Raw genomic sequence first — 13356 nt, forward strand, 5'->3', positions numbered from 1 at the left:
TTCCTGTCTCAGGATTCGACGGTCTGCCGGATCATCGGTGCAACGGCGGGGATGCCGGGGAGCGGACGGAATCTCCTTAGGCGGAGACTGTTCGTCACGACGAACACTGAGGAGAACGCCATCGCCGCGGCCGCGACGATCGGGTTGAGGAGGGCGGCCATCGCGATCGGGACGGCGGCGACGTTGTAGGCGAAGGCCCAGAACAGGTTGCCCTTGATCGTGCCGAGGGTGCGGCGTGCGAGCCGGATCGCGTCGGGCACGACAAGAAGATCGCCCGAGACGATCGTCAGATCGCTGGCCGTGATCGCGGCGTCAGTGCCGGTGCCCATGGCGATGCCGAGGTCCGCGGCTGCGAGCGCGGCGGCGTCGTTGACGCCGTCCCCGACCATCGCGACGACTCGACCGCGCTGCTGGAGGTCACGGATCGCGTCGAGCTTGCCGGCCGGGGTCATGCCCGATCGGACATCGTCGATTCCGACAGCGGCCGCGACAGCGTGCGCGGCACCCGCGTTGTCGCCGGTCAGGAGAATGGGGGTCAGGCCGAGCCTGCGGAGGCGGGTGATCGCCTCAGCACTGTGCGGCTTCACGGTGTCCGCGACGCTGATCGCGCCCCGCGCCACACCGTCCCACGCCACCACGATGACACTCCCACCGGCAGCCTCGTCGGCGGCGATGCGTGCGGTGAGGGCGACGGGGACCTGGATCGCCCATTGCTCGTCAAGCCATGCGGCGCGTCCGGCGACGACCAGGCGTCCCTCGACGACGGCCTGAACACCCTGCCCGGCATGCGCGAGGAACTCTTCCGCCGTGGGCGGGGCGGGAATGGCGTCGACGATGGCACGGGCGATCGGATGCTCCGACCCGTGCTCAGCTGCGGCTGCGATACGGAGCAGTTCGTGCTCACTGACCGCTTCTGTGGGATGGACGGCGCTGATGCTCATGGCGCCTTCGGTCACGGTGCCGGTCTTGTCGAGCACGATGGTGTCGACGCGGCGGGTCTGCTCGAGCACCTGCGGGCCGCGAATGAGAATTCCCAGCTGAGAGCCCCGGCCGGTGCCGACCAGAAGAGCCGTAGGAGTGGCGAGCCCCAACGCGCACGGGCACGCGATGATCAGCGTTGTGACCGCCGCGGTGAACGCGATCTCCAGCGGAGCCCCGGTCAGCGCCCACCCCGTGAACGCGATGATTGCCAGACCGATCACGATTGGAACGAAGATGGCCGAGACCCGGTCCGCGAGCCGCTGCACCTCCGCTTTGCCGGTTTGCGCGTCTTCCACAAGCTTCGCGATGCGAGCGAGCTCGGTGTCAGCACCAGTTCGGGTGATCCGGACCAGCAGTCGGCCTCCGGCATTGACGGTGGCGCCGACGACCGGTGCGCCGGGTCCCACTTCCACCGGGACGGACTCGCCCGTCAGCATGCTCTCGTCGACGGCGGATGCGCCCTCGACCACGACGCCGTCGGAAGGGATCTTCTCCCCCGGCCGCACGACCACCGTGTCACCCACCGCGAGCTGGTCGACTGGGATTCGCCGTTCCAGACCGTCGCGGACCACCGCGGCATCCTTTGCTCCCAGTTCGAGGAGCGCGCGCAAGGCCTCGCCGGACTGTCGCTTGGCCCGTGTCTCCATGTATCGGCCGGCGAGGATGAACACCGTCACCAGCGCGGCAACCTCGAGATAGAGCTCGTGACCACCAGCCTGCGGAGGGCCGAAGAGTTGGAAGCTCATCGTCATCCCGGGCATGCCAGCACCACCGAAAAACAGCGCGTACAGCGACCACCCGAACGAGGCGAGCACGCCCACACTGATCAGCGTGTCCATCGTGGCGGCACCGTGCCGGGCGTTGATCGCCGCTGCGCGGTGGAACGGCCAGGCACCCCACACCACGATCGGGGCGGTCAGGGTCAGTGCCAGCCACTGCCAGTTCGTGAACTGGAGCGCGGGGATCATCGACATCAGCGCGACGGGCGCCGCAAGCACAGCCGAGATGATCAGCCGCTGTCGCCAGGAGGTCAGCTCCGGGTCCGCCGCAGCTCGCCGGTTCTCGTCCGCGGCGGCCGGCGGAGCGGGGACTGCGGCGGCATACCCGGCGGCCTCGACGGCGGCCACCAGCTGTTCGACTGGCACGCCGTCGGCGCGGACGTGTGCACGCTCGGTCGCGAAGTTGACCGTCGCCTCAACACCCGGGAGCTTGTTCAGCTTCCGTTCGATCCGGGTGGCGCACGAGGCGCATGTCATCCCGGTGATGTCGAGGTCGACGTCGGCGGTGCTCATGAGGTGGGCGCGAGCGCGTACCCGGCCTCTTCGACCGCGGCACGCACCTGGTCTTCGTCGAGAACGGCGTCGCTTGCGACGCGAACACGGGAGAGGCCGCCCGAGTTCAGGTCGACGTCCACCTCGGCGACCCCCGGAAGCTCGGAGAGCTCCTCGGTCACGCTGCGCACGCAGTGTCCGCACGTCATGCCCTCGACGAGGTAGTCGGTGACGATGGGGCGCGACCCCATCGGCTCGGGCGCGGTCTGCGCCGACGCCGTGGCAGTCGCGTGGCTGGTCGGGGAACAGCAGGCGCAGCCGGCGTTCTTGTCGGTCAGGCCGAGGTCGCGAGTCTCAAAAGCAGTCATAGTTCTTCCTTCTTGTGGCGTCTTGTCGTGGCTCAGGAGCGGACGAGGCGTGCGATCGCGTCGCTGGCTTCGCGCAGCTTTTCGTCTGCGACCGGTCCCCCGGCGGCTGTGGCTTCAGCGACGCAGTGCGTCAGGTGGTCTTCGAGCAAGGCGAGGGCGACAGATTCCAGCGCACTCTTCGCAGCGGAAACCTGGGTAAGCACATCGATGCAGTACTTGTCTTCTTCGATCATGCGGGCGATGCCGCGCACCTGCCCCTCCGCGCGGCGGAGACGCTTAAGCAGAGCTTCCTTGTCGTCGACATAACCGTGAACATGCATCGCCGTACCTCCTACTCCATTGTACCCCATGGGGGTATGGGGTAGTGCGGGACTTTGGGTATTCGGGGATGGTTCGTGCGACCGACCTGCTGGCAATGTCGCCGTCCTGTGTCGCGGCGTTCCTCCGAGGAATGGCCGAGATCGTCAAGACCGTGTCCTAGGTGACGTGGCGAGGCGCTCATAGCGTGAAGTCGTAGGGAAGACGCCGCGGCAATCGTCCGGCGCGAGGTGAGGACGGAGTCCATTGTGTCTAGTAAGTCGGCTCTCATTGAAGCCCCAACCCCAGAGGCGAAGGGATATCGCGAAGCGACTGTTTCGGGGCCGGCGCGGCGGGGACGCATCGGAGTCATCGTCTTCGGTTCCTTGACCCTCGGATTGGTGACTGCGGTTCTCCTCGTGCTGGTCCCGTTCGGACCAGCGACCCAGAGCGCAGTCATCGGATCCGTGCTGTGCGGATTCGCGGCGGGTTGGGCGATGCTGGCCCTGCTCGCAGCGCGGTTCACCGATCAGCCGCAGCGATGGGCGTTCGCCCCCGCCGCGCTGATGGGGCCGAGCGGACTTCTCCTAGTGGTGTTCGGACCGGCAGTGCAACCGGCGGTCAACTGGATTCTTCCTGCAGCAATGCTCGCCGTGTCGATTTACATGATCGTGCGCGTCCGGCAGAACCTCAGCGGGTCGCGCGCTCGGTGGGTGCTTTATCCCGTGATCGCGGCGCTGGGGCTGGCGTCGGTCGGAGCCGGCTATCAGGCGATCGGCGAGGCGGTGGATGCCCAGGCGACCCCGATGCCCGGACGGCTGATCGATGTCGGCGGTCACCGTCTGCACCTGTACTGCGCCGGCTCCGGCGGCCCCACCGTGGTGCTGGAAGCCGGCGGCGGTGCAGCGGCCGCCGAGCTCGAGCTGCTCCGCTCGGCGGTGGCACGCGACACCCGCGTGTGCGTCTACGACCGCGCCGGGCGCGGCTGGAGCGACTCCACCCCCACGCTCGCCCACGGCATCCAGATCGCGACCGACCTGCACACCCTGCTCGAGCGGGCACAGGTTCCTGGACCGTACGTCCTCGCGGGCCATTCCTTCGGCGGGCTGTACGTGCAGATGTTCGCCACGCAGTATCCGAGCGATGTCGCGGGGATGGTGCTGATCGACTCAACTGCGCCCGACGCGACCTCCTCCGGCTACCAGCCCCACCCGTTCGTCATGGACCGTGTCATCGCGTTGCTCTCCTCACCCGCACAGCTCGGGTTGGGCCACATGTTCGGAGGTACCGCACGCGACCTGCTCAGCAGCATCAACGAGTACGCCGACGCGGGAGACGCCGTGCAGCACGCGGCGTCCCTCACCGGCTTCGGCGACAAGCCCCTGTTCGTTCTGACCGCCGGCGTCGACAGCGATGCTGAGTGGTTCGAGGCGCAGGACCGGATGGCCGCATTGTCGACCGACAGCGTGCACCGCGTCGTCGAGAATGCCAGCCACCAGATGCTGGTCTCGGATGAAGAACCCGCCGCCGTCACGGCTCACGCGATTCTCGACGTGGTCGCCGCCGTCCGGAGTGGTCAGCCCCTCGCAAAGTGAGACGAGTGCCGGCGCGCGCAGGTCGCGCGCCGGCACTCCCGCGGTCCGGCTGTCAGGTCGGCCCGAAATGGTGCCGGTGGTCGCCGGGCGTCGTGTTGAGCCGCCGGCGGAAGGCGCGGTTCATGGTCTCGGGGGTTCCGAAGCCGCACTTTCGGGCGATCTCCTCCATCCCGAGGAGAGTGGTCTCGAGGAGGCGGCACGCCGCCTCCATCCGCACCGCCTCGACATGTTCCGCGGGTGTGATGCCGACCTCGCCTTTGAACACGCGACTGAACTGCCGTTCCGAAAGGTGGGTGCGCTGCGCCATCGCCGGGATAGAGAGGTCGGCGGTGAGGTTGTCGGGAATCCAGGCCAGCAGGTCGCGGATAGGTTCGTCGTTCGCGGACTGGGCCGCGAGTACTGCGGAGAACTGGGCCTGCCCGCCCGAGCGGCGAAGGTAGACAACCAGCCGGCGGGCGACGGTCGCTGCCGCTTTACGGCCGTGATCGTCGGCGACTAGGGCGAGCGCGAGGTCGATGCCCGCGGTGACGCCGGCAGAGGTCCAGACGTTGCCGTCCTGCACATAGATCGCATCTGGCTCGACCGCGACCTCCGGGTAGTCGCGCTCGAGGTCTGCGCATTCCGCCCAGTGCGTCGTCGCGCGGCGTCCGTCAAGCACCCCCGCTGCGGCGAGGAGGAACGCACCCGAGCAGACCGATGTCACCCGACGTGACCGAGCCGCGAGCCGCCGGACGTTGTCGACCAGCTTCGTGTCGGCGGCCGCGACATCCATGTCTCGGCCCCCGGAGACCACGAGCGTGTCGATGTCTCCGGTGACCTGCTCGATCGGGTCGGTCGCAAACGCGAGGCCGCTCGTCGAGACGACGGAACCGCCGTCGACGCTGACGAGCTGGGTCGCGTATCGGGGAATCGGCAGGAACCGCGACGCGGTGGAGAACACCTCCAGCGGTCCCGTGACGTCGAGGATCTGCGCGGAGGGGAACCCCACGATCACGATCCGCGGCTCGGTCTGGGCCGGTCCTCGGTGGCCGAGATCGTCAAGAGCGTGTCCTAGGTGGGTCGCGGGCTCAGTCATACCGTGAAATCACCCCCATAACAGGAATCGAGGCCTCGTGTATTCGCCATACTGCACCGGTTTCCGGTGGATGTCGCTTGTCACCGCGGTCGCGGTCACTGCCGCGCTCATCGCATTTCGCCGTTGCGCGAGCAATGAGCGAATCGCCTACGCCGTCGCGGCCGGAGCCGTGCGCCGACGGAGCGAGTCTGCAGCATCCACCCCGTCCCTCTTCGAATCGAGTCCGAAATGATCACCGTACGACTCTCGACCTACGCCCGCTACGGGTTCGCCTTGCTGCTCTCGATGGCGGCCATTGCGCTTCCCACCGTGCCCGCCTCGGCAGCACAGGATGAGGCGATCGACGTCGAGGCGGTCGACCAGTTCGTGATCGACAGCCTCGCCCAGGCGGGGATCCCGGGGGCGGCCATCGCGATCACCCGCGGGCGGGAAATCGTGCATGTGCGGGGCTATGGGCACGACTCCGAGGGCAGCGCGGTCACCGACGGGACTTCGTTCCGGATCGCGTCGTTGAGCAAGGCGTTCACGTCCCTTGCCGTGATGCAGCTCGTCGACGCCGGAAAGATCGCGCTTGACGACAGCGTTTACTCCCGCCTGCCGGAGTTCCATATCGCCGATCCGCGCGGGAAGGACATCACGATCCGCGAGCTCCTCGATCAGACGTCCGGGCTCGCGGACCGGGAGGTCCCCGATCTCAGCCGGCCGCAGCCGGCCACTCTCGCCGAAGCAGCCGCGAGCCTTCACGCCGCGCGCCTGGTCGCCGATCCGGGAGACGAGTTCAACTACCACAACCCCAACTATCAAGTCGCCGCGCGGCTGGTCGAGGTCGTCAGCGGGGAGAGCTTCGACGAGTATCTCCGCCACCATGTCTTCCGGCCCGCCGGCATGGATGCGAGCACCGACACCAAGAAGGACAACGATCCTGTAGCCGATCTCGCGGGCGGGCACCTGCTCGCCTACGGGCGGCCGGTCCCGGTGCCCGCCCCGGGCGACTTCGCGGACGGCGCGGGCGGCGTCGTGTCGACCGCCGCCGACATGGCGCAATGGCTCATCGTGCAAGCCGGCGGTGGCGTCACCGCCGACGGCGTCCGAATCGTGTCCGAGTCGGCCATGACGCAGATGCACACGAGCCGTGGAAGCTCCCGCTACGCGCTCGGCTGGAGCACCAGCGGACCTGAGGATGCCCCGACCCGGCTCACGCACACCGGCAACCTCCTCACCTTCAGCGCCGCGACCGCGATCCTGCCTGAGTCCCGGATCGGCCTCTCGCTGATGTTCAACGCCAGCTCCGGGGTGCTCATCGAGCAGATCGGGATCTTCCACGGAGTACTCGACATCATCGAGGGTGGAGACCCGCGCCCCACCGCGCCCTATCTATCCCGGCAGGTTCCTCGACACCGTGCTCGCGGTCCTCACTGTCGCCATGCTTCTCGCGGCGTGTCGTGGAGTGGTCTCCGCGGGTCGGTGGGCAGTCCGCCTCGGCCGGACACCTGTCCTCGCAATCGCGCGCCTCGCACCGCTCGTTGGACTGCTCGTGCTGGTCGCGTCTGTGCCCAAGCTCGCTGGATGGTTCCTCGATGGCCGCGACTTCACCTGGGTCACGATCCTGTACAGCTGGCCCGCGCTCGCGATCTTCGCTGCCACGACTGCGCTCGCAGGGACTGTGACGCTGGCCGCCAGGAGCTGGCAGCTTGGAGCGATCGCACCGCGGGATCGTCCGAGGTCCGCGGCTGCTCGCAGAGAGCGGGAGGCAGCGGCGCCGAATCTGTTGCGACTCGCGCCGGTGATGCGGACACCCGCGCGACCGTAGGGCTGTCCTAGCTCCAACGCGTCGCGTCTCCGGATGAATTTGGCGATGGGATGCCGGCGGGCTCGCCCCGCCGGCATCCGTAACCGAGTCGCATTCACCGCGGACTCGAGCGCGCGCCTTGACGCTGCAGCGCCACGCCCGCTGCCACGCCCGCCAGCAGGGTCACGGCGAGGCGGACCCAGTCATAGGACGGATCGATCAGCGACGGCGTGGCGTTGAACGACGCGTGCAGCAGACCGACGGTGAGAAGGCTCCCGCCCGTCCACCGGTCCACACCGGCAATCATCAGGCGCAGCCCGAAGCCGGCCACGACGAGGGAGACGATGTTGATCAGGACGTTTCCGCCTGCGAATGCCAACGGCAGGTGGATAGCCGCGAACATGAGTGCGGTGAGCGAGCTGCCCGCGATCGTCCCCCAGCGCAGCATGGCCCGCCGCTGGAAGTAGCCGGTCCAAGCCGTCTCCTCCCAGATGTTGATGATCAGCCAGCTGCTCAGGAGTTGAACCGCGAAACCGCCCAGCACAGTCAGAGTGAGAGGCTGCGCTGCGCCTAATGCGGCGGACAGAGCCCACACCACCGCGGGCAAGCCCAAGCCGGCCACGGGCAGCCACCACCAGTGCGCGGGGAGTCGAACAGCGTCGCGCAGCAGATGTCGCACCGCGGCTCCCCCACCCTCACGCCAGGTGAAGAGAAGTGCAGGCAGCAGCAGGCCGAGGAAGTTCACGGCCAGCAGGAACACCTCCATCGGAAGCTGCAGCGCGACCGCCATGCCGAGCAGGACCCACCCGGAGAGGACCGCGATGCCGGCGAAGAGGAAGAGGTTCCTTGTGCGGGGCGCGGCGACCGGCTTCCGCCGCGTGTGTGACCGCTGCCGCGGCGTGGACGTAGACATGATCTGCTCCTTCGAGTGCTCGGAACGGGCCACCTGCCCGTCCTACGAGGCACGTTAGAACCTCAACCGAAGTTGAGGTCAAGAGCGAATTCAGCCCGATTTGGTAGACCTCGCGTCGATCCAGCGGCGCGGGCCCGGCCCCGACCGGGATAGCTGGTCGCCGGGATTCTGCAACGCGCACGTGGTCAGGCTCAAACAGCCGCAACCGATGCAGTCGTTGAGATCATCGCGCAGGTGCTGGAGGTCGGCGATGCGCGCATCCAGCTGCTCTTTCCAGTGCGCCGAGAGCCGAGCCCAGTCGCGTCGCCGCGGCGTCCGCCCCTCCGGGAGCGAGTCAAGCGCCTCCTTGATCTCCGCGAGCGAAATCCCCACCCGCTGTGACACCCGAACAAAGGCAACCCTGCGCAAGGTGTCCCGCGCATACCGACGCTGATTGCCCGCACTGCGCTCGCTGCGGATCAGACCCGCCCGCTCATAGAAGTGCAGAGCCGAAACACTCACCCCACTCCGCGCCGAAACCTCCCCCACCGTCAACGGCTTGGTCTTATCGATCCACGGCTCGGCCATCTTCGCCCTCCGGGACCACGGTACTAAGAAGAGCGGTCACGACATGCCCTACGGGAAGTTGTGGTGTACGGACGGCCCACACCAGAGCACCTGCGGGTGGCGATGCGTCGAACCGTGTCCATCACCAGCCCGGTCACGCCCCAGGGTAACGAGGCATCATGCGAGGCCGACTCTGCAGTAGCGGGGCTTCCGTGACGCTGCGAGCTAGACGCCCTAGGCGTCCGATCCGGACCGAATGCTCTCCAGGACCAGAGCGGCGAGCCGCCGCGCAGCAGATGGAGTGGCTATTGATCCGGCGGCGCCAAGCGATCCTACAGCGTATGCGGCGAGCTCCTCCGGAGAGAGGTCGGCGCGCGCCCGGCCGTCCCTGACCTCGTCAGCGATGATGTCTCGCAACAATTCGCGTACTTCGTTCTCCGCCATAGCTAACTGCCCCGCCCCATGAAGCGACCCGTCATCGCCGTGACGGTGGCTCCGAATGCGCGCGTACGCGACGAGGACATTCTCCAAGCGAACTTCATCAGAGCTCTGGCTCGAGATGGCGTGCAGACGTTGCAGGTGCCGCGAGATCTCCCGCTGCTGCCAGGCAACCAACGCGGCCGCGACGTCTGGAACGTATCGATAGAGCGTTGCTCGCCCCACTCCGCTCTTTTCCGCCAGAGCCGTCATCGTCAGGCCCGTCACGCCGTCGCGGTGAACAAGCTCGGCGGTCGCGTCGAGGATCGCATCGAGAACGGCCGACCGATGATCGGCGATGGTGTCACTCCACAGCTTGGGCACGGGAGGATTCTAACATTCGAGACAGTTTGACTCAATACGAACACTGTGTATTAATAGCAGCATGTCCCGAAAGTCGGCGATCCCTCCCTGGGTCATCGTTCTTGGCGCCATCATCGTCGCCGTCGTCGTCACTGTTCTGATCGTGCATCTGACGGGGAACGGCATGGCGGGCATGCACGGATGAGTTCGACAAGGGGGCGCACCCGGTCGGTGATCCGTGCACTGCACGTGGTCACATCGATCAGCTGGGCGGCCGCAGTGGCGGTGTTCCTGGTGATTGCCATCCTCGGTTGGTCCGCCCCCGATACTCGGGTCCATGCCGGCGCGTACGCGGCCCTTGCAACCACACTTTGGGTCGTGATCGTTCCGCTTACCATCCTGTCGTTCCTCACCGGCGTACTGACCTCGGTCCTTTCGCGCTGGGGGTTGACGCGTCACTGGTGGGTTCTCTTCAAGCTCGTGCTCACCACTGGGGCGACAGCGTTGCTTTTGGTTCATACGAGAGTTGTGGATGCCGCGGCCGACGCCGCGCTGGGGATGGGCCATGACATGGAAGCACTTCAGCTTCAACTCGTTATCGACTCCGCTGCTGCGTTCGGCGTTCTCGCACTCATCGCTGGGCTGGGCTACATCAAGCCGCGCGGAATCACGCCCTGGTCGGATAGCTCGAGAGCGAACTGACTTCACCCACTCCCGGGTGCGAACTCGAACTGCCGAGTCAGTCGCGGCACGCCCTTTCGGCGCAGTCGCGGAGCGCGTCGAGGTCGAACCCCTGCTCGCGCCACCGCTCCCGGAGCTTGTCCGAGACTGCACCGTTCTCGAGCAGGCAACGCAACAGGTGGCACCAGTCGCCACCTTCATGCGAGTCGCCGCGACCGCCGGGCTCGGGGTCGGGCCGGTCGCCGCCGGGCCACACAGCGGCCGTCAGCAGCGCTTCTCGGGTGAACGGCACCCCGCGGACCGAGCCTCCTTCCGCGGTCACGGTGAACCGGTAGATACCGGACTGGTTCGCGGGCATCGAGAGGCTGAAGGTGCCACCGGGCTCCTCAGCCAGGGCGTGCGTTGTCGCCGAGCCGTCGGGGTAGGTGACGTGAGCGGCGACCCGCGCCCGACCCTCGACCGGGACGCCGTACTCACTCAGCACAGCGCGCACCATAAGGTCGGATCCAGGGGTGAATCCGCTCTGCGTCAGACCGGCGCGCATCCGGAGGTTGGTCAGCGAGTGCACGCTCAGGCAGTACGCCGCCCCCTGTGTCCGAAGGTCCCGGAGCTTGGGATCATTGTCGTCCCGAGCCAGCAGCTTCTTGTAGGCGCGCTTGTCGATTCTCAGCACGGCATGCCAGGTGCCGGCGTGCGCGGGACCCTGCGGCGCAGGCAAGGGGAGGGAGAGAGCGACAGTTGTGACCTCAGCGTTCCGCTCCACGTCGAGGCCCGGCACGCCACTTGATGCATCCAGCAGTTCCCCCATCGGCGTCTCGACTGCGACGTGCAGGACGGGCAGAGTCGTCAGCAGGATGACCCGCGCGTTGATGTCAGCTTCGGTGAGGGCAAAGGGGATCCGGACCTCTGCTCCGGGCAGCACATGTCCAACCGGGTCGACCACGATCTCGGTCTTGCTCACGCCCGCGAGGATCTGCAGGAAGAACTTCCTGACGCGGAACTGGTCATCAAGACTTGACGACAACGTTCCGGAGAGCAGGAGAGCCCCTCCCGTAGACCCGGCGATCTGGGTGAGGGCGAGCGTATTCACCTGGGTCTCGTTGCCCAGTCCGACCGCGTACGTTCGGTCGTCGATCGCCGACGCGACGTCCGCAATGGATTGGGGCCGGTTCTGGAGGCCGTCGGTGAAGACGACGATCGCCTTGTCGGTGTAGTCGCCTGCCGGCAAGGCGTTCAGCTCCGAACGCGCCATCGCGAGTCCGTCCCCGACGGAGGTGGCCCCGTGCGCGCCGTGCGCCGCGATCGCGTTGAGGGCCAGACCTCGCACCGGGTCACCGAAGCCGTCGCTGGTGATCTTGGAGATCGGCAGACCTCCGAATGTGGCGTGGTTGGACGGATACGCGTCATCGTCGAACCGGGTCAGGCCGATGCCGTTGTTCTTCTGGATGAGGTTGGCGAACAGCGCCGCCGCATCCTTGAGCACGTCGAGGCGTTGCGCGCCGCTGGTACCAGCAGGGTCCGCCATGCTGCCGGATTGATCGAGTGAGAGTGCGACAGCTACCGTCGGCCGGGGGATCGTGTTTCCGAGCAGCTCGAGGTCGAAGTCCTGTGTTCCGACAGTCACCGTCGTGTTCACTGGCCCGAGGGACTGCGGCGCAGTGCCGACCGCGCCGGCGGTGAACTCGAACCAGACGCGGATGTCGCGATATTGCGTCGGTCCCGCCTTGGAAAGGACGGAGGGTGTGGCGACGGAGAACGGCGCGGCGGGCGTCGTGCCCGGCTTGATCTGGGCCGTTACATCGCCGCAGGTGCGGACACGGAAGGTGGCCGAACGCCAGGTCGTCTCGAGCTCGGGTACGTCGTTGAAGACGACCTGGTACCTCGAGGTCGCACTGTTCAAGGGGTTTTCCGCCTCGACGATCCGGAAGTCGCTCCCGTTCGAGTCGTAGCACGGCGGCGAGACCACGGAGACGTCGAGATAGTTGATGACCGCCCGCTTTGTGGGATCCGAGGCCCACGGGTCCAGGCCCGTGCCGCCTGCCCAGGGTTCGACGTGCTCGCTGATGAGCGAGGTCAGTTGGCCGGGAGTGAGCCCGGCGTACGCGGTCGCCGATTGGATGCGCTCGGGGTGCGCGGGGTCGGTCTGCCACTTGGCCCAGAGCCGATCCAGGTTGGAGTGCAGCAGGAACACGAACGGGTCGTGGAACGAGTAGTGTGCGTCGCTGATCGTCCCGCCGATGTAACTGTGCGCGACGAAGTCATGAGCGGACTTCAGCGCCGCGGCGAACGATGAAAAGTCCGTGTTCAGCAGGATCGACGAGTCCGTCGCGATGTTCGGAGTGCCGTCCGGGTTCGCGTCGCTCACGCCGACCGCCCGCCAGATCTTCGCATGTCCGTTGCCGAGCTCGGCATCCTCCGACGACTCAAAATTCGCCAGGAGGTGGCTCACCTCGCCGGACGCGTTGTCCATGAATTGATCTGTGAAGAGCGCCGCACGTGGTCCCGATGCCACTCGAGGATCGGTCGTCCAGTCCCAATAATGCAACGACAGTGCGGGATCGACCTCGCGAAGGAGCGCTTCCAGCCGCTTGACGATGACGCGATGCCAAGGAATGAAGGCGGGGCCGCCATGAACATCGACACCGTTGAAGTGGGCGTTCTTGTGGATCTCCTCCTGCTTGTCCCAGTACGACACGCCATCAGGGAAGAACTTCGTGGTGTCCAGTTTGCGGATCGCTTCGATGAAGCGGTCGCGCTCGATGGGACTGACTTCAGCAATGTTGCGTCGGATCCCGTCTCCGATGGCCATGGCTCTCTCCTCACACGAACGGCACACGAATGGCGCCACGAAGTGAGGAGGGCCGGCCGGATCCGCGTGATACATCCGTGCCACGAGGAGGGAATTGCTTCGTGTGGTGGTGGTCCAGCCGGTGCGATCAGGCTCGGGGATGCGAGTTCGGCGTACTCAAGGAGGGTGTCGACGAGTTGGGGCATGGAGATATCGGGGGACATGAAGTTACTTTGCCTGGGTCGCACGGGGCAGGGATCGGCAGAAGTACT

General features: G+C 66.8%; 12 protein-coding genes. 4 read left to right on the plus strand and 8 right to left on the minus strand.

The window, feature by feature from the left end:
* Positions 1-8: 8 nt before the first annotated feature.
* From MJ607_RS01205 to MJ607_RS01215, 3 genes are read right to left on the minus strand one after another with little or no spacing between them, the layout of a single operon-like run.
* On the minus strand, positions 9-2273 hold the full coding sequence (locus tag MJ607_RS01205; RefSeq protein ID WP_243073720.1) for a cation-translocating P-type ATPase: 2265 nt from the start codon (positions 2271-2273) through the stop codon (positions 9-11).
* Positions 2270-2620 carry a heavy-metal-associated domain-containing protein gene (locus MJ607_RS01210; RefSeq protein WP_243073721.1) on the minus strand — a complete coding sequence of 117 codons (351 nt, stop codon included), beginning with the start codon at positions 2618-2620 and terminating at the stop codon, positions 2270-2272. The genes MJ607_RS01205 and MJ607_RS01210 overlap by 4 nt, the downstream gene beginning before the upstream one ends.
* Before the next feature lie 32 nt (positions 2621-2652).
* The gene (locus tag MJ607_RS01215) at positions 2653-2940 is read right to left on the minus strand and encodes a metal-sensitive transcriptional regulator (RefSeq protein ID WP_243073722.1); all 288 of its coding nucleotides are present in this window, start codon (positions 2938-2940) and stop codon (positions 2653-2655) included.
* Between the two features lie 378 nt (positions 2941-3318).
* Between MJ607_RS01215 and MJ607_RS01220 the strand changes: the two genes are divergently transcribed.
* A complete protein-coding gene (locus MJ607_RS01220; RefSeq protein ID WP_243073723.1) occupies positions 3319-4512 on the plus strand; it encodes an alpha/beta fold hydrolase in 1194 nt (397 codons plus the stop codon).
* A 52-nt stretch (positions 4513-4564) separates the two neighbouring features.
* On the opposite strand, the gene MJ607_RS01225 is transcribed toward MJ607_RS01220, so the two are convergent.
* Positions 4565-5587 carry a GlxA family transcriptional regulator gene (locus MJ607_RS01225; protein ID WP_243073724.1) on the minus strand — a complete coding sequence of 341 codons (1023 nt, stop codon included), beginning with the start codon at positions 5585-5587 and terminating at the stop codon, positions 4565-4567.
* Between the two features lie 228 nt (positions 5588-5815).
* On the opposite strand from MJ607_RS01225, the gene MJ607_RS01230 reads away from it, so the two are divergent.
* Complete coding sequence (locus MJ607_RS01230) at positions 5816-7408, plus strand: serine hydrolase (protein ID WP_243073725.1); 1593 nt, start codon at positions 5816-5818, stop codon at positions 7406-7408.
* An 83-nt stretch (positions 7409-7491) separates the two neighbouring features.
* Here the strand turns inward: MJ607_RS01230 and MJ607_RS01235 are convergent, their stop codons facing one another.
* From MJ607_RS01235 to MJ607_RS01245, 3 genes are all read right to left on the minus strand, one after another.
* Entirely contained in the window at positions 7492-8289 is a 798-nt protein-coding gene (locus MJ607_RS01235) for a CPBP family intramembrane glutamic endopeptidase (RefSeq protein ID WP_243073726.1), read from the minus strand.
* Positions 8290-8379: 90 nt separating this feature from the next.
* Positions 8380-8856, minus strand: a complete 477-nt coding sequence (soxR, locus tag MJ607_RS01240) for a redox-sensitive transcriptional activator SoxR (RefSeq protein ID WP_243073727.1) — start codon at positions 8854-8856, stop codon at positions 8380-8382.
* Positions 8857-9069: 213 nt separating this feature from the next.
* A complete protein-coding gene (locus tag MJ607_RS01245) occupies positions 9070-9636 on the minus strand; it encodes a TetR/AcrR family transcriptional regulator (RefSeq protein WP_243073728.1) in 567 nt (188 codons plus the stop codon).
* Positions 9637-9697: 61 nt separating this feature from the next.
* Here MJ607_RS01245 and MJ607_RS19810 point away from each other — a divergent pair, with 61 nt between their 5' ends.
* A complete protein-coding gene (locus MJ607_RS19810; protein ID WP_279234272.1) occupies positions 9698-9820 on the plus strand; it encodes a hypothetical protein in 123 nt (40 codons plus the stop codon).
* A 26-nt stretch (positions 9821-9846) separates the two neighbouring features.
* Positions 9847-10317, plus strand: coding sequence for a hypothetical protein (locus tag MJ607_RS01250; protein ID WP_243073729.1), 471 nt, complete (start codon positions 9847-9849; stop codon positions 10315-10317).
* A 37-nt stretch (positions 10318-10354) separates the two neighbouring features.
* On the opposite strand, the gene MJ607_RS01255 is transcribed toward MJ607_RS01250, so the two are convergent.
* Entirely contained in the window at positions 10355-13144 is a 2790-nt protein-coding gene (locus MJ607_RS01255; RefSeq protein WP_243073730.1) for a tyrosinase family protein, read from the minus strand.
* Positions 13145-13356 lie beyond the last annotated feature (212 nt).

The sequence above is a fragment of the Microbacterium sp. SS28 genome (assembly GCF_022761035.1).
Classification (GTDB): domain Bacteria; phylum Actinomycetota; class Actinomycetes; order Actinomycetales; family Microbacteriaceae; genus Microbacterium.